Genomic DNA, 16,440 nt, shown 5'->3' with positions numbered 1-16,440 from the left:
CCTTCGCGATATGACTCTGCTCGGGCAGTCTGAGCCTGCCCGAGCAGATACGAGAGCGTGGGATGTGCGGCTTACCGGCGCCGTTCCTTCCACACCGTCACGACCGACGGCCGCGGGATGCTGCCCGGCCCGTCGGGCCACACCGACCCCGGCTTTTCGGCGCTCGCCCCGTCGAGCTCGCCCGGGTGCTGGGGCGCAACGAGGATGCGGTCCTCGGTGATGATCGGGCCGCAGCACTCCGCGCCCCTGGGCACGGTCAGGAACTGCTTCACGTGTCCGCGCTCGGAGCCCTTGACCGGGACCGCGAACAGGCCGTCGTTGGTGCCGAGGGCGTTGCCGTCGGTGGCGATCCACAGGTTGCCGTGGTTGTCGAAGGCGACGTTGTCGGGGCAGGAGATCGGGCTGACCTTGTTCTTGTCGAAGCCCGAGAAGTACGTCGAGGGGTCCTCGGGGTCGCCGCAGACCAGCATCAGACGCCAGGCGAAGGACTGCGAGGCGGCGTTGCCGTGTCGCTCCTCCAGTTCCAGGATCTGCCCGTGCTTGTTGCCGGTGCGGGGGTTGGCTTCGTCGGGGCCGGCCTTGCCGGTGGCGCCGCGGTCCTTGTTGTTGGTCAGCGCGACGTAGACGCGGCCGGAGTAGGGGTGCGGCTCCACGTCCTCGGGGCGGTCCATCTTCGTGGCGCCCACCTTGTCGGCGGCCAGGCGCGTGAAGACGTAGACCTCCTCCGCGGTCATCCCCGGTACGTGGGAGACCGAGCCCGAGGCGAGCGGGATCCACTCGCCGCTGCCGTCGAACGCGCCGTCCGCCGGGAGCTTTCCGGTGCCGTCGATCTCGGAGGCCGGGCTGTCACCGGCGAACTTGGCGACGTACAGGGTGCCTTCGTCGAGCAGGGTCATGTTGTGCTCGCGGGCGGCACGGCTGTGGCCCTTCCTGTACGCCTTCTTCGACACGTACTTGTAGAGGTAGTCGAAGCGTTCGTCGTCGCCCATGTAGAGCGCGACCCGGCCGTCCGAGGTCAGGCGGGGCTCGGCGGCCTCGTGCTTGAAGCGGCCCAGCGCGGTGCGCTTGCGCGGGGTGGAGGTGGGATCGTACGGGTCGATCTCGACCACCCAGCCGTGCCGGTTCGGCTCGTTGGGCTCCTTGCCGATGTCGAAGCGGTTGTCGAACAGCTCCCACTTGCGCTCGCTGGCTCCGCTGGGCAGGCCGTAACGGGCCAGGCGGGCCTTTGCCGTCGGGTCGGTGACCGCGGCGGCGTTCGCGAAGTACTGGTTGAAGTTCTCCTCGCCGGACAGCACGGTTCCCCACGGGGTGATGCCGCCGCCGCAGTTGTTCAGGGTGCCCAGCACTGTCCGCCCGGTCGGGTCGGCGGTGGTCTTGAGCAGGTCGCTGCCAGCTGCAGGACCGGTGAAGGCGAAGGGGGTGGTGGCGGTGATCCGGCGGTTGAGGACGTCGCCGACAACCGGCCACAGGCGGCCGGAGCGGTGGTCCTCGCGTACGACGAGGACGGTCAGGCCGTGCGCGGCCCAGGCGATCTCCACCTGCTCGCGGGTCGGGTTCGCCGGGTCGTAGCCGAAGTGCATGATCTGTTCGCTGGTGTACTCGTGGTTGACCACGAGCACTTTCTGCCCCCGCCGGTGCGGTATGTCGAGCAGTGCCATGTAGTCCGCGTTGTATCCGAACTGCCGCGCCTGCGCCTTGGCGCTCTGCCGGCGGGCATCGAAGCGCGGGGCGCCGGGCAGGACCGGGTCACCCCAGCGGATGACGACCTGCTGGCCGTAGCCCTCGGGCACGATGAGCGCGTCGGCCGTGTTCGGTGACACGGGTGTGAAGTCCAAACCGCGCGGCGGGCGGCCCCCGGGCGTCTGGCCCGGGGACGTGGCCGCGGCCGCTGCCGACGCCCCCGCCCCGGTGGCGCCCGCAGCCAGGGCGATCACGGCCGCGCCCTTGAGGGCGCCTCTGCGGGAGAGGGCGTGCTGGATGACGTCGCCGATGTACGGGTTGAGCGTGCGGTTGGGCGCGTCGTGGGAGCAGGCGTCGCCGCACCGGTAGCGGCAGGTCAGCACGGAGCGCGCGGTGTTCGGGTGGGCGGGCAGCAGGGGAAGGTCGGGCACAGTTCCTCCACGCATGTCGGAGACGAACGCGATGCCACCGGTGTATAGGTGGATGTCGATGGATGACGCTAGGCGCGGCCCCCCTGCCCCGAGGCGGCCGGACGGTGAACTCCGGTCGAACTCTGCTTCCTGAAGGCGTCCAGGGGCCCAGTGAAGGGCACCTGATGCGCTGATGCCCGCCCCTCCCTCTGCCGTCACCTTCAACAAGATCCGCCTATATAGATAGGAAGCTATCGTTCATGCGGCAGGGGTTCCCCGTACACCGCGAGTTCATATAGTCAGACTTCGATCCACTGTGTCAGAACGGAGCGCCCAGCGCGCCGGTCCACCGCCGGAGCACCCGGCAGACACGAGGATCGAGAGTCGTGAACATTTCCACTTCGTTGCGCCGGGCCAAGGCTCCCCTGGCACTGACGGCTGCTGTGATGCTGGCTGCGAGCGCGTGTGGCGGCGACGACGCCGGCTCGGGTGGCAGTGGCGATGAGCTGTCGGGCAAGGTCGCGATCGATGGTTCCAGCACCGTCGCCCCGCTGACCAGTGCCGCCTCGGAGTTCTACGCCGAGGAGCAGCCGAAGGTGCGGGTCACCGTCGCCACGTCCGGCACCGGTGGTGGTTTCAAGAAGTTCTGCATCGGCGAGACCGACATCTCCAACGCCTCCCGTCCGATCAAGGACGAGGAGATCAAGACCTGCGAGGAGAACGGCGTCAAGTACGAGGAGTTCTCCATCGCCAACGACGGGCTCTCCGTCGTGGTGAGCAAGGACAACGACTGGGCCGAGTGCCTCACCGTCGAGCAGCTCAAGAAGATCTGGGAGCCGGGCTCGAAGGTGAACAACTGGAACCAGGTTGACCCCAAGTTCCCCGACGAGCCGCTGAAGCTGTTCGGCGCTGGCACCGACTCGGGCACCTTCGACTACTTCACCGACGCCATCAACGGTGAGGAGGGTGCCTCGCGCACCGACTACTCCGGCAGCGAGGACGACAACGTCACCGTGACCGGCGTCTCCGGCACCAAGGGCGGCATGGGCTACTTCGGCTTCTCCTACTACGAGGAGAACGCCGACAAGCTGAAGGTCCTTCAGGTCGACGGCGGCGACGGCTGTGTCACGCCGAGCGTGGAGACGGTGCAGGACGGCTCCTACAAGCCGCTGGGCCGGCAGCTGTTCATCTACCCCTCGGCCAAGTCGCTGAAGAAGCCCGAGGTCGTCGACTTCGTCGAGTACTACGTCGAGAACAACAAGAAGATCGCCGAGGACGCCAAGTTCATCCCGCTCAACGACGAGCAGGAGAAGGAGCTCGAAGCGGACCTGGCCAAGCTGAAGGAAGCCGCTAAGTGACCGGCTCCCCCGCTCAGTCCGCCGCAGGGACCGGCTCCCGGTCCCTGCGGCGGACTCGCCCCCGCTATGGCGAGGCCGCGATCAAGGGGCTGCTGCTGACCGCGGCCCTGGTCTCGGTGGCCACGACCCTGGGGATCGTCATCTCGCTGATCCCCCCGGCCATCGACTTCTTCGGGCAGGTCGACATCGGTGAGTTCTTCACCGGTACGCAGTGGACGCCGCTCTTCGCCGACAAGCACTTCGGTGTACTGCCCCTGGTGGCCGCGACCCTGATGATCACGAGTGTCGCCCTCCTGGTCGCGATCCCCGTCGGTCTCGGCGCCGCGCTCTACCTGAGCGAGTACGCCAGGCCCGGCGTGCGCAAGCTGTTCAAGCCCAGCCTGGAGGTTCTCGCCGGGATCCCCACGGTGGTCTACGGCTTCTTCGCGCTGGCCTTCATCACCCCGCTGCTGCAGGACATCCTGCCGGCCGACTGGACGCCGGCCGTGCGCAACGGCCTTGCGGCCGGCCTGGTGATGGGCGTGATGATCGTGCCGACCATCGCCTCGCTCACCGAGGACGCCCTGTCGGCGGTACCGCACGCTCTGCGGGACGGCGCCTTCGCGCTGGGCTCCGGCAAGCGCACGGTCTCGGTCCGCGTGGTCGTCCCGGCCGCACTGTCGGGCATCGTTGCCGCCTGCGTCCTCGGCATTTCCCGGGCCGTCGGCGAGACCATGATCGTGCTCATCGCCGCGGGCTCGACGCCCGACCTCACGTTCAGCCCGCTCAAGGAGATGGAGACGATGACCGCGTTCATCGCGCGGGCCGCCTCCGGTGACATCCCGGTGGACTCGATCGAGTACAACACCGTTTTCGCGGTCGGCGCGCTGCTGTTCGTCGCGACGTTCGTGATGAACCTGATCAGCATCCGGCTGGTGCGCAAGTACCGGGAGGTGTACGAATGACCGCCCCCGTCAAGGACGCGGTTCCCGCGGCCCCCGGCCGCGCAACGCTGGCCGGGCCGCGCTGGCGGCCGGGCGAGAGCCTGTTCCGCTGGCTGCTGCTCGCGTGCATGGCACTCGGGATCATCTTCCTTATCTCGCTGCTGAGTTACGTCATGGTCGAGGCGTGGCCGCGCCTGGACTCGCGGCTGTGGGACAACTTCCCCTCCATCCGCCGCCCGGAGAACGCCGGCGCCCAGTCCGCGATCTTCGGCACGATCTGGGTGATCTCCTTCACCGCCCTGTTCTGCCTGCCGACCGGCATCATGGCGGCGATCTACCTGGAGGAGTACGCCGACTCCAGCCGCTGGTACAACCGGCTGATCGAGGTGAATATCCAGAACCTGGCCGCGGTGCCCTCGATCATCTACGGCATTCTCGGACTGGGCCTTCTGGCCCGGCAGTTCGGTCTTGGCACCACGGTGCTCACCGCCTCGCTGACGCTGTCCCTGCTGGTGCTGCCCACCGTGATCATCGCGTCAAGGGAGGCGATCCGGGCCGTACCGCAGTCCATCCGGCACGCCTCGCTCGCCCTGGGGGCCACCCAGTGGCAGACCATCTGGCGCCAGGTGCTGCCCGCTGCCGTACCCGGCATGGCGACCGGTTCGATCCTCGCGCTGTCCCGTGCCATCGGCGAGGCGGCACCCGTGATCATGCTGGGCGCGGTCACCTTCGTCATGTTCAACCCCGAGGGCCTGCAGAGCGCCTACACCGTGCTCCCGGTGCAGATCTACAACTGGATCAGCCAGTCCCGCGAGGAGTTCCACCACCTGGCTGCCGCCGCGATCATCCTGCTGCTGGGGATCCTGCTGGTGATGAACACCGCCGCGATCTGGCTCCGCAACCGCTACTCCCGCCGCTGGTGACCGATGAACCCGTCAACCAGTAGCCCCCTCACCACCGTTACCTCTCCGCAGGAGACCGCCATGACCTCTCCCTCCGACTCCGCCGGCGGCATGAAGGCGCCGCAGGTCACCTACCGCTCCGCCCCTTCCGTGCTGAGCCCGGTCTTCGAGGTCGGCAGCCTGTCGGTCTTCTACGGCGACCACGAGGCCGTCCGCGACGTCAACATGACCATCGGGCACCGCGAGATCACCGCGATGATCGGCCCCTCGGGCTGCGGCAAGTCGACCGTGCTGCGCTGCTTCAACCGCATGAACGACCTGGTACCCACAGCACGCGTGGTGGGCAAGATCCGCTACCACGACGAGGACCTCTACGGGAAGGACGTCGACCCCATCGAGGTCCGCCGCAGGATCGGCATGGTCTTCCAGAAGCCGAACCCGTTCCCCAAGTCGATCTACGACAACATCGCCTACGGGCCCCGGGTGGGCGGCTTCAAGGGCAACCTCGACGAATTGGTCGAGGAGACCCTCACCCACGCGGCGCTGTGGGACGAGGTCAAGGACAAGCTGAAGACCTCCGCCCTGGCCCTGTCCGGCGGCCAGCAGCAGCGGCTGTGCATCGCCCGCACCATCGCGGTCAAGCCGGAGGTGATCCTCATGGACGAGCCGTGCTCGGCCCTGGACCCGATCGCCACCGCCAAGATCGAGGACCTGATGCAGCGCCTGTCCGAAGAGTTCACGATCGTCATCGTCACGCACAACATGCAGCAGGCGGCCCGCGTCTCGCACCGCACCGCCTTCTTCACCGCCGACGTCGACGACAAGGGCGTACGCCACGGCCGTCTGGTCGAGTACGACGAGACCGAGCGGATCTTCTCCAACCCCTCCGACCAGCGCACGGAGGACTACATCTCCGGCCGCTTCGGCTGAGAGAGCGGTCCCGTGTCCATCCCTTTGCGCGCAACACGTGAAGGAGTATCCCGGGTGACACCCGAAGCACACCGCCCACAGGTCACGGCCGCGCACGGCCGCTCGGACGACAGCCCGAGCCCGGACCTGCTCCTCGTCGAGCCCGACGAGGAACTGGCGACCGCGGCCCGGGCCAGTTTCGAGGGCGCGGGCATCCGTACCGTGGTCTGCCACGACGGCGCCGAGGCCCTGCTCCAGGTCGGCGCCCGTCACCCGGGTGCGGTCCTGCTCGGCGCCCCGCTGCCGGTGGTCAGCGCGGCACGTGTCACCGAGCTGATCGCCCGCCTCCACCCGGTACCCGTGATCGTGGGTGCCGGGCCGGACGGAGCCGAGGAGGCGACGGCCGCGGTGGCAGCCGGAGCCCTCGCCTTCGTGACCCGCCCCTACCGGGCGGAGCAGATCGTCCCGCTGCTCATGGCGGGCCGTACCCAGGGCGACGGATCGGCCGAGCCCGTGGTGGTGGGTGACATCGAGCTTGATCCCGCAGGTTTTCACGTCTACGTCCGCGGGCGGTCGCTTCAGTTGCCGGTCCGTGAATTCCTGCTGCTGCGCTACTTCATGGAGCGCCCCAACAAGGTCATCAGCCGGGCCGAGCTGTCCGAGGCGCTGTGGGGCACGCAGACGCCGGAGAGCAACACCCTGACTGTGCATGTGCGCCGGGTGCGCAACAAGCTGCGCGACGAGGGGCACAGCTGCTGCACCATCGACGCCATCCGGGGCATGGGCTACCGCCTGGAATGCGGCCCCAAGGGGACCCCGCCGCCTTCCTCCGCGTAGCGGCGACACCCGGAGGCAAGGGCAGGATGGCCGAGGACGACTCGTACATCGACCTGCCCAAGTGGGCGACGCACTACCCGCGTTGGGGCAGCGTCCACGGCAAGCACCACATACCAAGCGTCGGCACCCTGTACCACCGCAAGCCGTGGTACTCGGCACGGGTCCGCGTGCGGTTCCAGCCCGCAGGCCAGACGGACCAACTGGCCTTCACCACCGATGTGGTGACCATGACGGAGATCATCACCGCGGGCACCGTGGCCGAGGCTCGGACCCTGATCTCCCTGTGCCTTACCGGCGTGGACCCGTAAGGACCGGGTCCCGCCCCGCACACTCCGGCCGGCGGGCTGCTTGGCGGTGCCCCGCCGGCCGGTCAGGTCATCGACGACTCGGCCGCCAGCAACTCCTCGGCCAGAGCGTCGACTTTCGCGGCCAGAGCGTCCCGCACCGCGCGGGCGCTCTCGACGTCCAGGCCGCTCAGCTCGGGCAGATCCCAGTCCAGATAGCGCCGACCGGGACGGACCGGGCACGCGTCTCCGCAGCCCAGCGTGACGACGACGTCGGCGGCGGTGACGGCCTCGGCGGTCAGCGGCTTAGGGAACTCGCCGCCTGTGTCCAGCCCCTGCTCGGCGAGAAGCCGGAGCACGACGGGGGCGATCTGTGTGCCGGGTTCGGAACCGGCCGTCAGCACCCGGATCCCGTCCCCCGCCCTATGCCTCAGCAGCGCCGCGGCCAGCTGCGAGCGGCCCGCGTTCTCGGTGCACACGAACAGCACCTCGGGCACCGGCTTCGGCGACAGCCCCATACCCCGCGCCAGAGCGCCGAGCCGCTGGTCCGCGAACCGCTCGACCAGGACCGGCAGATGGATACCGACGCGATCCCGCGCCGAGAGCAGCCAGGAGCACTCCTCCACGTAGTTCTCGACCGTCTCCAGGGAGAACGCCCTGCTGTGCCGGGCGGCCAGCCGGGAGGCGATGCGCTCCAGCACGGGCCCGATGTCCCGCAGCGGCGGGGCCGGACGGCCATACCGGCCAGAAGGGCTGGGCTCAGCCATGGGCGGCTCCTCGGTCGACGGCTCGCACTGCGAATCCCACCTGAAGAATAGGCGGTCATCTATGTTCGCGATAGCCGTCAATCCAGGTGAACGCTAAGTGAACAAGGGCCTGAATGTGCGCTCGAACACGTGGTGGGGTCCCCGGCTCCACTTATGGTGAATAGATGGCTATCACTGAATTGGGGGCCGCGGAGGAAGCGGCCGGGGCGTCGGCGGAGAGCTGTGGTCCTGGCCTTTCGTGCCTGCTCATCGAGCGTGAGGAGGCCGAGCGTCTGGCTGCCATGCTCAAGGCCATCGCCGACCCCACACGGCTGCAGATCTTCCGCATCATCGAGCGCGCGCCGGCCGGCGAAGCCTGCGTCTGCGACCTCGCCGACTGCCTGGGCTTCCGTCAGCCGACCGTCAGCCATCACCTGAAGGTCATGACCGACGCGGGTCTGCTGAACCGTGAACGCCGCGGCACCTGGGCCTGGTACTCGGTCAACTACGACGGTCTCAACCGTGTGCGCGCCATCCTGACTCCGGCCGTGGGCGAACTCGCCGCCGCGGCTGCCGGCCGGGCCTAGCCGAGACGACGCAACTGCCCGGCAGGCCGTCGAGGGCCGGTGCCGGGCAGCGCAGTGTCTTGGCGTCAGGCGAGGAAGTCGGCCAGCTCCCGCTCCAGGGCGGCTTTCGGTTTGGCGCCGACGATGGTCTGCACGACCGCGCCGCTCTGGTAGACGTTCATGGTCGGTATGGACATCACCCCATACCGCATGGCGGTGTCGGGGTTCTCGTCGATGTTCAGCTTGACGATCTCGATCTTGTCGCCGTGCTCGGCCGCGATGGCCTCCAGGGACGGGGCGAGCTGGCGGCACGGGCCGCACCAGGCAGCCCAGAAGTCGACGAGCACGGGCTTGTCGCTGTGGAGGACGTCCTGGTCGAAGGAGTCGTCGGTGACGTTCTTGAGGCTCATGGGGATCTCCTCAGACGGTTACGGCCTCGGCCGGCGCGGACTGTGCGTCGGCGAGGGCTGCGAGGTAGCGCTCGGCGTCCAGGGCGGCGGCGCAGCCGGAGCCGGCCGCGGTGATGGCCTGGCGGTAGGTGTGGTCGACTACGTCGCCCGCGCCGAAGACGCCGGGGATGCTCGTGCGGGTGGACGGGGACTCGACTCTGAGGTAGCCCTCGGAGTCCAGTTCCAGCTGCCCCGTGAACAGTTCGGTGCGCGGGTCGTGGCCGATCGCGATGAACAGTCCGGTCGCGGCCAGCTCGCGGGTCTTGCCCGTGAGGACGTCACGCAGGACGACACCGGCGAGCATGCCGTCTGCCTCCTTGATCTCCGCGATCTCGCTGTCGAAGGCGAAGGAGATCTTGTCGTCGGCGAAGGCGCGGTTCTGCATCACCTGAGAGGCGCGCAGGGTGGAGCGCCGGTGCACGATCGTCACGGAGCGGGCGAAGCGGGTGAGGAAGGTGGCTTCCTCCATCGCTGTGTCGCCGCCGCCGACCACGACAATGTCACGGTCGCGGAAGAAGAAGCCGTCGCAGGTGGCGCACCAGGACACGCCCCGGCCGGACAGTTCGTCCTCCTTGGGCAGGCCCAGCTTGCGGTAGCCGGAGCCGGTCGCGACGATCACGGCCTTCGCCCGGTGGACGGTCCCGGCGGTGTCGGTGACGGTCTTGATCTCACCGGACAGATCCACGGCGACGACGTCGTCCTCGACGATCTCGGCGCCGAACTTCTCGGCCTGGGCCCGCATGTTCAGCATGAGGTCCGGGCCGTCGATGCCCTTGGGGAAGCCGGGGAAGTTCTCGACCTCGGTGGTGGTCGTCAGGGAGCCGCCGACGAAGACGGCGCCGCCGAAAACGAGGGGCTGGAGGTCGGCGCGGGCGGTGTAGAGGGCGGCGGTGTAGCCCGCCGGCCCGGAGCCGATGATGATGACGTTGCGGATCTCGTCCGTCGCGGTACTCATGCCTGGGACTCCGGCGCGATCTCCTTGATCAGGCCCTCGACCAGTACCTTGATCTCGTCCCGGATGGGGCGTACGGCCTCGACGCCCTGACCGGCCGGGTCTTCCAGCGTCCAGTCCAGGTACCGCTTGCCGGGGAAGACGGGGCAGGTGTCGCCGCAGCCCATGGTGATGCAGACGTCCGACTCCTTGACGGCGTCGACGGTGAGCATCTTCGGCACCTCGGCGGAGATGTCGATGCCGACCTCGGCCATGGCCTCGACGGCGGCCGGGTTGACGTTGTCGCCCGGGTTGGATCCGGCGGAACGGACCTCCACGCGGTCCCCGGCCAGGTGGGTCAGCCACGCGGCGGCCATCTGGGAACGGCCGGCGTTGTGGACACAGACGAAGAGCACGGAGGGCTTGTCGGACATCAGGAGGTCTCTCTTGTCTCGCGACGGCATCAGGTGCGAATGAACTCAGCACCCGGTGGTGTCAGCCACCACTGATGTGAGAGTATCAGTCCATGATGACGTCAGTCGACACTGATCTGATGCGGGTCCTCGCCGACCCGCTCCGCCTCCAGATCGTCACCCTCCTCGCCAAGGAGACGCTCTGCTCCACGCACCTGATCGAAGAGACCGGTGCGAAGCAGACCAACGTCTCCAACCACCTCAGAGTGCTGCGCGAGGCCGGGGTCGTCGAGACGGAACCGTGCGGCCGGTACACGTACTACAAGCTGCGCCCTGACGTCATCGCCCAGCTCGCCGGTCAGTTCGCCGATCTGGCCGAGTCCGCTCGCAACGCCGCCGAAAACAAGAGGGCCTGCCCGTGACCCCCACTGCAACAGCCGCGACCGCCGAGGAGCCCTCGGTCGTCGCGAAGCTGTCGACGCTCGACCGCTTCCTCGCCGTCTGGATCCTTGTCGCCATGGCCCTCGGCCTCGGCCTGGGCAGGCTCATCCCCGGCCTGAACGACGCCCTGGCGAAGGTCGAGATCGGCGGCATCTCCCTGCCGATTGCCGTCGGCCTGCTGATCATGATGTACCCGGTGCTGGCCAAGGTCCGCTACGACAAGCTCGACGCCGTCACCGGCGACAAGAAGCTGATGGTCTCGTCGCTGGTCATAAACTGGATCGTCGGCCCGGCCATCATGTTCGCGTTGGCCTGGATCTTCCTGCCAGACCTGCCCGAGTACCGCACCGGCCTGATCATCGTCGGTCTCGCCCGCTGCATCGCCATGGTCATCATCTGGAACGACCTCGCCTGCGGCGACCGCGAAGCCGCCGCAGTCCTCGTCGCGCTCAACTCCGTCTTCCAGGTCCTGGCGTTCGGTCTGCTGGGCTGGTTCTACCTCGACCTGCTGCCGGGCTGGCTGGGCCTGGGCGACGGTGAGAACCTCGACATCTCCATGTGGAAGATCGCCCTGAACGTCGTCATCTTCCTCGGCGTCCCGCTGCTGGCAGGCTTCCTGACCCGCCGCATCGGTGAGCAGAAGCTGGGCCGCGAGACGTACGAGTCCAACTTCCTGCCGAAGATCGGCCCTTGGGCGCTGTACGGCCTGCTCTTCACGATCGTCATCCTCTTCGCCCTGCAGGGCAAGACGATCACCTCGCAGCCGCTGGACGTGGCCCGCATCGCGCTGCCGCTGCTGGTGTACTTCGCGGTGATGTGGTTCGGCACCTTCGCGCTCGGCGAGGTGATCGGCCTCGCCTACGACCGGACCGCGACCCTCGCCTTCACCGCGGCCGGTAACAACTTCGAGCTGGCCATCGCGGTCGCCATCGCCACCTTCGGCGTCACCTCCGGCCAGGCGCTGTCCGGCGTGGTCGGCCCGCTGATCGAGGTGCCGGTCCTGGTCGCCCTGGTGTACGTCTCCCTGGCCTGGCGGCGGAAGTTCGCTGCCGGTCAACAGCTGACAGTGGCACCGCGGGAGAGCTGATGCACTGCATGGACTGCACCGGCGTCGGGGCCCAGGTCGCGGCCGTCGGTGTCTGCGCGCAGTGCGGAGCCGCCGTCTGCCCCGTCCACGCCGAAGTCTTTGAGCAGTTCCTCACCTGCATCAAGCCGATCTCTCGTGGTGTGGCCACCGAACCACCGGTTAGGCGCCTGCTGTGCGGCACCTGCGCCACGGCGCATCGCGCCCACGCCGCGTGCTGCCCGCAGATCGCCAACGTGGTGCGGACGCAGTGACGGCCGCCCGGCGCACGCAGGTAGTGATCGTCGGCGGCGGCCAGGCCGGGCTCGCCGCCGGCTACCACCTGCGCCGTCTCGGCCTGGACTTCGCCATCCTCGATGCCCAGGCCGAGTCCGGCGGCGCCTGGCGGCACACCTGGGATTCACTGCACCTGTTCTCCCCGGCGGCGTACTCCTCGCTGCCGGGGCGGCTCATGCCCGTCCAGGCGGGACGGACGTACCCCGACGCGCGCCATGTGGTCGACTATCTCTCCGGCTACGAGCACCGGTACGACCTCCCCGTCCACCGGCCCGTACACGTGACCGGGGTCCACCGGGACGGCGCGTTCCTGCGCGTCGAGACCGACCAGGGTTCCTGGCACTGCCGGGCGGTCATCAGCGCCACCGGCATGTGGTGGCGACCCTTCCTGCCCGCCGTACCGGGCCGTCCGCACTTCCGCGGACGGCAGCTGCACACCGTCGAGTACCGCCGCCCCGACGACTTCGCGGGACAGCGCGTGGTCGTAATCGGCGGCGGCAACTCCGGGGCGCAGATCGCCGCCGACCTGGCCTACGGCACCGACCTGACCTGGGTGACCCAGCGCCCGCCCCGCTTCCTCGCCGACGACATCGACGGACGCGCCCTGTTCGACGCTGCCACCGCCCGCCGCCGGGCCCTCGACGAGGGCGGCACCGACACCGCAGGCGTGGCCTCGCTGGGCGACATCGTCGCCGTGCCGCCTGTGCGCCAGGCACGGGATGCGGGACTGCTCAAAGCGTCGCCCATGTTCGTGCGCCTCGATGGAGACGGCGTCGTATGGGCCGACGGCACCCGGGCACCGGCCGACGCGGTCATCTGGTGCACCGGCTTCCGCCCGGCCCTCTCTCACCTGGGGCCGCTGGGCCTGCGCGGCCCGCGCGGCCACATCCCCACCGTGGGGACGCGGGCCGTGGACGAACCGCGCCTGCACCTGCTCGGCTACGGCGACTGGACGGGCCCCGCCTCCGCCACTCTGATCGGTGTCGGCCGTCCGGCCCGGGACGCGGCACGCGAGATCGCCGACCGGCTCGACGGCAGCTGAGCCCGCGCGAGCGGAGGTCAGCTCAGGGCGCTGATGACCTTGCGCACCTCGTTGGTCACGGACTGGGGCAAAGGTGCGTAGTGGATCCGGGCCAGCGGCTCCTGGCCCTCTGCGCTGGTGGTGTAGGCCAGGAACGACTTGAGGGCGGGCAAAGTCTCGGCCGCATTGCCCCGGTCGCACACGATCTCGTAACTGGCCAGCACGATCGGGTAGGTCTCCTCGGCCGAAGTCCGGTAGTCGAACCTCAAGGTCAGGTCCTTGCCCTTCCCGACCACCTGAGCGGCGGCGATGCCCGCGGACGCCGTCTGCGTGGTCGCGGCGACCGGTTCGGAGGCGCCAGTATCGACACGGACCGTCTCCATGTTGAGCCTCTCCGCGAAGGACAGCTCGAAGTAGCCGATCGAACCGTCGGCGGAACTCACCGTCGAGGCGACGTTGTCCGATCCGTCGGCGGAGTCTCCCCCTCGGCCGTGCCACGCCTTTTCCGCGGGGTACGGCCACACCTCGGGCGCGGCGCCGGTGAGATACGCCTGGAAGTTCTGTGTCGTCCCGGAGGTGTCGGACCGGTGCACCGCCCTGATGTCCAGAGGCGGCAGTTCGGCGCCAGGGTTCAGCTCCTGGATGACCGGGTCGTCCCAGGTGGTGATCCGCGAGTCGAAGATCTTGGCGATGGCCGAGGCGTCCAGGACCAAGTCCTCGACTCCCGGGATGTTGTAGCCGAGCGCGATGGGGCCGCCCACCACGGGCAGGTTGATGACCTGCCCGCCCGGGCACACGCCCTCCGCCGGCCGGTCCTCCACTGGATCGACCGGGGTGTCCGTGCCGCCGAACGCCGTGGCCCCGCGCATGAACTGGGCCACGCCTGCGCCGGAGCCCAGAGGGTTGTAGGCGACCTGCACCGGTGAGCACGCCCGCTGGTACTCCCTGATCCAGTAGTTCATCGCATTCTGCTGAGCTGTCGACCCCGAGCCTCGCACCTGTCCCGCCCGGGCGCAGTCGATGTCGGCCACCGGGCGGGCGGAGGCAACGTCGCCACTCTCGTCCGACTCGCCCCCACAGCCCGCCAGAAGCAGCAGGCCCGCCAGCCCGGCCGCCGGGACCGGAGTTCTCAGTCGGCTCTTGCGTATCCCACGTCGGCGCTGCACCGTAGTCCCCTCACGTCACCCTTACGGAACATAGATGCTTGCCGATGTTTCGAGTGGCCGGGCGACAACCAGGGGAAATTCCGGGGGCGTACCGCCGTCCTCCCCGTGACGTCATGGGGTGACCAGGCTGCTGCCATGAGGTGCCTTCTGCGAGATGGCTGGCTGCCCTGAGGGCACCCACTCACCCGGGTCGTCAGACCGCGGGCAAGGGGGGCCTTCCTCTCTGACCCGGGCAAGCCGCGGCCACCGACAACGCGGGCAAGCCCAAAGTGGCCCTGGGAAAGCCCGCGTTGTCGGTGGCGGCTGCAAGGTTTGGGCGGATGAACGGGCGATGAGCAGCTGCTGAACGGCCGGGTCTACGGCGCGGAGCACGACGACCGGTGCCGATCCAGATCCATCCTTTGTGCTCGCGGATGCCCTGCCAGACCAGCCAGGCGCCACCGATTTCGAAGAGGGCGACGACGAACAGGGCAACGGAACGAGCGACAGTCATACCGGCTGACCCTAGCGGCGGCCCGCGCCGTTGATCTTCAGCGGGGCGGCGGTCGTCTTGCAGCCGCAACCGCCCTCACCTGCGGTCTTCGGCGGGCAGGCAGGGGATCGGCGGCGCTGGCCGAGCCCCCAGGTACCGGCGGCAAGTACGGTCAGGACGACGGCGAGGGCGGGCAGCCAGCCCACCACTGCCCCGGCGCCGGCACCAAGGACCCCCGCCGTGATCAGGACCGGTAGTGCACAGCACGCCACACAAGCCAGAGCGGCAAGTCCCCCGAGTGCCTTCGGGGCGCGGTGGGGGCGCAGGTCAGCAGCAGGGTCCGGCATGGCGGTTCTCCCCGGCGAGGTCGGTGAAGGGGATGGGGCAGCAGGTGCTGGACGCGCATACGGTCAGGTCGTCGCAGCCCGCCTCCACTGCGGCGGCCAGGGCGGTGCGGATGGTGGTGAGGTCGGCGATCTTCGCGTCAACCTCGGTCAGCTTGGCCGCGGCGCGGTCCTGGAGCCCGGCCACGGGGCGGCCGTGGCGGTGGCGGCCGGCCTCCAGCAGCTCGGCGACCTCCTCCAGGGTGAACCCGAGCCGCTGGGCGGCCTTGATCACCCGCAGCGCGGTCACCGCGTCCTCGCCGTAGAGGCGGTGGCCGCCGTTGGTGCGTTCCGGCTCAGCGAGCAGGCCGCGCCGCTCGTAGTAGCGCAGGGTCTGGATGGATACGCCGGCCGCTTCCGCGACCTGACCGCTGCGCAGTCCGGTGCTCACCGCTGCTCCCCGGCGGCAGCGGTCCGTGCGGCCAGGGCGTCCAGGACCGGCTCGTGCGTCTGGTCCACGCAGATGTCCAGCCGGATCAGGTCCTGGGCGGGGGTGGTGGTGAAGGTGAAGAAGGAGCAGCAGCCGCTCTCGCGCTCCACCAGGTCGCGGACCCGGGCCTCCACGCCTTCTCCGTCGGCCAGGTCAAGGCGCAGGCGGAGCGGCTGCGGCCTCGACAGCGAGGTCAGCCGCTCGGCGAACAGCGCATCCCATTCGGCGACCCGCAGGGGCCGCTCCTCGGTGGGCAGGGTGCAGGACTGCGGCACCCACGCAAGATCACTCATCGCGCTCACTCCCGTCGTCACGTCCCTGGTGGTGGGGACACTTCCGACGGTAAACCTGTACCTGGGTACCGGTTGCAAGCCTGGCTCCTGGATGCGCGGCGGGTTCGAGTTCCGCGGCGTGGACCAGGGCGAGGAGATCCCGGTGACGGTAGAGGAAGGTGCGCTCCACCCCGGCCTGCCGGGCAATGCCAGTGGCGAGGCGGCCGTGGAGCTTGGGGTATCAGTACGAGCCGACGACGATCCGGCACAGAGACGCGGTGCTCCGAGCCTTCCATGAGTCTTGGATCGAGATCGGTGAACAGCAGTGAGCAGCGATCACCCTCATGACACGCCGCCCGACCCGGTCCGGCAAGAACACCCCACCCTGGACCTCGCTTCCTAATGCTGTTGTCAAGCTGCCGTAGTCGCTGGGGGTGTCACTTCGTAACACCGTCGGTCACGGATCAGAGCCCACAGGACGTTGACG

Annotated in this window: 20 protein-coding genes and 1 pseudogene; 11 read left to right on the top strand and 10 right to left on the bottom strand. The window is 69.0% G+C overall.

Going from position 1 to position 16,440, the window contains the following annotated elements; translation table 11 throughout:
• Positions 1 to 71: 71 nt before the first annotated feature.
• Entirely contained in the window at positions 72 to 2,111 is a 2,040-nt protein-coding gene (locus tag ACFYW5_RS35990) for a PhoX family protein (RefSeq protein ID WP_389421359.1), read from the bottom strand.
• Between the two features lie 365 nt (positions 2,112 to 2,476).
• Between ACFYW5_RS35990 and ACFYW5_RS35985 the strand changes: the two genes are divergently transcribed.
• The 6 genes from ACFYW5_RS35985 (at position 2,477) to ACFYW5_RS35960 (ending at position 7,327) form a co-directional block, all read left to right on the top strand.
• Positions 2,477 to 3,448 carry a PstS family phosphate ABC transporter substrate-binding protein gene (locus tag ACFYW5_RS35985; protein ID WP_389421358.1) on the top strand — a complete coding sequence of 324 codons (972 nt, stop codon included), beginning with the start codon at positions 2,477 to 2,479 and terminating at the stop codon, positions 3,446 to 3,448.
• Complete coding sequence (gene pstC / locus ACFYW5_RS35980; protein ID WP_389421357.1) at positions 3,445 to 4,392, top strand: phosphate ABC transporter permease subunit PstC; 948 nt, start codon at positions 3,445 to 3,447, stop codon at positions 4,390 to 4,392. The genes ACFYW5_RS35985 and pstC overlap by 4 nt, the downstream gene beginning before the upstream one ends.
• Positions 4,389 to 5,294: a phosphate ABC transporter permease PstA gene (pstA, locus tag ACFYW5_RS35975; protein ID WP_389421356.1), complete on the top strand. Its 906-nt coding sequence runs from the start codon at positions 4,389 to 4,391 to the stop codon at positions 5,292 to 5,294. The genes pstC and pstA overlap by 4 nt, the downstream gene beginning before the upstream one ends.
• A 90-nt stretch (positions 5,295 to 5,384) precedes the next feature.
• Positions 5,385 to 6,203: a phosphate ABC transporter ATP-binding protein PstB gene (gene pstB / locus ACFYW5_RS35970; RefSeq protein ID WP_389421369.1), complete on the top strand. Its 819-nt coding sequence runs from the start codon at positions 5,385 to 5,387 to the stop codon at positions 6,201 to 6,203.
• A 54-nt stretch (positions 6,204 to 6,257) separates the two neighbouring features.
• Positions 6,258 to 7,019 carry a response regulator transcription factor gene (locus tag ACFYW5_RS35965; RefSeq protein WP_389421355.1) on the top strand — a complete coding sequence of 254 codons (762 nt, stop codon included), beginning with the start codon at positions 6,258 to 6,260 and terminating at the stop codon, positions 7,017 to 7,019.
• Positions 7,020 to 7,045: 26 nt separating this feature from the next.
• Positions 7,046 to 7,327, top strand: a complete 282-nt coding sequence (locus ACFYW5_RS35960; RefSeq protein ID WP_389421354.1) for a hypothetical protein — start codon at positions 7,046 to 7,048, stop codon at positions 7,325 to 7,327.
• A 62-nt stretch (positions 7,328 to 7,389) separates the two neighbouring features.
• On the opposite strand, the gene ACFYW5_RS35955 is transcribed toward ACFYW5_RS35960, so the two are convergent.
• The gene (locus tag ACFYW5_RS35955; RefSeq protein ID WP_389421353.1) at positions 7,390 to 8,070 is read right to left on the bottom strand and encodes a three-helix bundle dimerization domain-containing protein; all 681 of its coding nucleotides are present in this window, start codon (positions 8,068 to 8,070) and stop codon (positions 7,390 to 7,392) included.
• A 164-nt stretch (positions 8,071 to 8,234) separates the two neighbouring features.
• On the opposite strand from ACFYW5_RS35955, the gene ACFYW5_RS35950 reads away from it, so the two are divergent.
• On the top strand, positions 8,235 to 8,636 hold the full coding sequence (locus ACFYW5_RS35950; RefSeq protein WP_389421352.1) for an ArsR/SmtB family transcription factor: 402 nt from the start codon (positions 8,235 to 8,237) through the stop codon (positions 8,634 to 8,636).
• Between the two features lie 65 nt (positions 8,637 to 8,701).
• On the opposite strand, the gene trxA is transcribed toward ACFYW5_RS35950, so the two are convergent.
• Genes trxA through ACFYW5_RS35935 form a run of 3 tightly spaced genes read right to left on the bottom strand, consistent with a single transcriptional unit; the run spans position 8,702 to position 10,429 of the window.
• Entirely contained in the window at positions 8,702 to 9,025 is a 324-nt protein-coding gene (trxA, locus tag ACFYW5_RS35945; protein WP_389421351.1) for a thioredoxin, read from the bottom strand.
• Between the two features lie 10 nt (positions 9,026 to 9,035).
• Positions 9,036 to 10,019: a thioredoxin-disulfide reductase gene (gene trxB, locus ACFYW5_RS35940; RefSeq protein ID WP_389421350.1), complete on the bottom strand. Its 984-nt coding sequence runs from the start codon at positions 10,017 to 10,019 to the stop codon at positions 9,036 to 9,038.
• Positions 10,016 to 10,429: an arsenate reductase ArsC gene (locus tag ACFYW5_RS35935; protein WP_389421349.1), complete on the bottom strand. Its 414-nt coding sequence runs from the start codon at positions 10,427 to 10,429 to the stop codon at positions 10,016 to 10,018. The genes trxB and ACFYW5_RS35935 overlap by 4 nt, the downstream gene beginning before the upstream one ends.
• Before the next feature lie 92 nt (positions 10,430 to 10,521).
• Between ACFYW5_RS35935 and ACFYW5_RS35930 the strand changes: the two genes are divergently transcribed.
• From ACFYW5_RS35930 to ACFYW5_RS35915, 4 genes are read left to right on the top strand one after another with little or no spacing between them, the layout of a single operon-like run.
• Complete coding sequence (locus ACFYW5_RS35930; RefSeq protein WP_383365992.1) at positions 10,522 to 10,830, top strand: ArsR/SmtB family transcription factor; 309 nt, start codon at positions 10,522 to 10,524, stop codon at positions 10,828 to 10,830.
• Positions 10,827 to 11,936 carry an ACR3 family arsenite efflux transporter gene (gene arsB, locus ACFYW5_RS35925; protein ID WP_389421348.1) on the top strand — a complete coding sequence of 370 codons (1,110 nt, stop codon included), beginning with the start codon at positions 10,827 to 10,829 and terminating at the stop codon, positions 11,934 to 11,936. The genes ACFYW5_RS35930 and arsB overlap by 4 nt, the downstream gene beginning before the upstream one ends.
• Positions 11,936 to 12,187 carry a hypothetical protein gene (locus ACFYW5_RS35920; RefSeq protein WP_389421347.1) on the top strand — a complete coding sequence of 84 codons (252 nt, stop codon included), beginning with the start codon at positions 11,936 to 11,938 and terminating at the stop codon, positions 12,185 to 12,187. The genes arsB and ACFYW5_RS35920 overlap by 1 nt, the downstream gene beginning before the upstream one ends.
• The gene (locus ACFYW5_RS35915) at positions 12,184 to 13,251 is read left to right on the top strand and encodes an ArsO family NAD(P)H-dependent flavin-containing monooxygenase (protein WP_389421346.1); all 1,068 of its coding nucleotides are present in this window, start codon (positions 12,184 to 12,186) and stop codon (positions 13,249 to 13,251) included. Before ACFYW5_RS35920 ends, ACFYW5_RS35915 begins: the two co-directional genes overlap by 4 nt.
• 17 nt (positions 13,252 to 13,268) lie before the next feature.
• Here the strand turns inward: ACFYW5_RS35915 and pstS are convergent, their stop codons facing one another.
• From pstS to ACFYW5_RS35890, 5 genes and pseudogenes are all read right to left on the bottom strand, one after another.
• Positions 13,269 to 14,396, bottom strand: coding sequence for a phosphate ABC transporter substrate-binding protein PstS (gene pstS / locus ACFYW5_RS35910; RefSeq protein WP_389421345.1), 1,128 nt, complete (start codon positions 14,394 to 14,396; stop codon positions 13,269 to 13,271).
• A gap of 376 nt (positions 14,397 to 14,772) precedes the next feature.
• Positions 14,773 to 14,889: pseudogene (locus ACFYW5_RS35905) on the bottom strand (hypothetical protein); the annotation flags it as partial.
• 11 nt (positions 14,890 to 14,900) lie between these two features.
• Positions 14,901 to 15,074 (bottom strand): hypothetical protein, encoded by a 174-nt coding sequence (locus tag ACFYW5_RS35900; RefSeq protein WP_389421344.1) that lies wholly within the window; start codon positions 15,072 to 15,074, stop codon positions 14,901 to 14,903.
• Between the two features lie 121 nt (positions 15,075 to 15,195).
• Positions 15,196 to 15,642 (bottom strand): MerR family transcriptional regulator, encoded by a 447-nt coding sequence (locus ACFYW5_RS35895; protein ID WP_389421343.1) that lies wholly within the window; start codon positions 15,640 to 15,642, stop codon positions 15,196 to 15,198.
• Positions 15,639 to 15,974 (bottom strand): hypothetical protein, encoded by a 336-nt coding sequence (locus ACFYW5_RS35890; protein ID WP_389421342.1) that lies wholly within the window; start codon positions 15,972 to 15,974, stop codon positions 15,639 to 15,641. The genes ACFYW5_RS35895 and ACFYW5_RS35890 overlap by 4 nt, the downstream gene beginning before the upstream one ends.
• Positions 15,975 to 16,440 lie beyond the last annotated feature (466 nt).

This window comes from Streptomyces sp. NPDC002779 (assembly GCF_042888685.1).
In the GTDB taxonomy this organism is placed as follows: domain Bacteria; phylum Actinomycetota; class Actinomycetes; order Streptomycetales; family Streptomycetaceae; genus Streptomyces.
The sequence above is the reverse complement of the archived record's forward strand: the minus strand, read 5'-3'. Positions and strand labels throughout refer to the sequence as shown.

Coding starts and splice junctions, on each gene's coding strand:
- ACFYW5_RS35930 (WP_383365992.1), top strand. CDS start 10,522: ATGATGACGTCAGTCGACACTGATCTGATGCGGGTCCTCGCCGACCCG.
- pstB (WP_389421369.1), top strand. CDS start 5,385: ATGAAGGCGCCGCAGGTCACCTACCGCTCCGCCCCTTCCGTGCTGAGC.
- ACFYW5_RS35950 (WP_389421352.1), top strand. CDS start 8,235: ATGGCTATCACTGAATTGGGGGCCGCGGAGGAAGCGGCCGGGGCGTCG.
- trxA (WP_389421351.1), bottom strand. CDS start 9,025: ATGAGCCTCAAGAACGTCACCGACGACTCCTTCGACCAGGACGTCCTC.
- pstA (WP_389421356.1), top strand. CDS start 4,389: ATGACCGCCCCCGTCAAGGACGCGGTTCCCGCGGCCCCCGGCCGCGCA.
- trxB (WP_389421350.1), bottom strand. CDS start 10,019: ATGAGTACCGCGACGGACGAGATCCGCAACGTCATCATCATCGGCTCC.
- ACFYW5_RS35955 (WP_389421353.1), bottom strand. CDS start 8,070: ATGGCTGAGCCCAGCCCTTCTGGCCGGTATGGCCGTCCGGCCCCGCCG.
- ACFYW5_RS35935 (WP_389421349.1), bottom strand. CDS start 10,429: ATGTCCGACAAGCCCTCCGTGCTCTTCGTCTGTGTCCACAACGCCGGC.
- ACFYW5_RS35890 (WP_389421342.1), bottom strand. CDS start 15,974: ATGAGTGATCTTGCGTGGGTGCCGCAGTCCTGCACCCTGCCCACCGAG.
- ACFYW5_RS35960 (WP_389421354.1), top strand. CDS start 7,046: ATGGCCGAGGACGACTCGTACATCGACCTGCCCAAGTGGGCGACGCAC.
- ACFYW5_RS35920 (WP_389421347.1), top strand. CDS start 11,936: ATGCACTGCATGGACTGCACCGGCGTCGGGGCCCAGGTCGCGGCCGTC.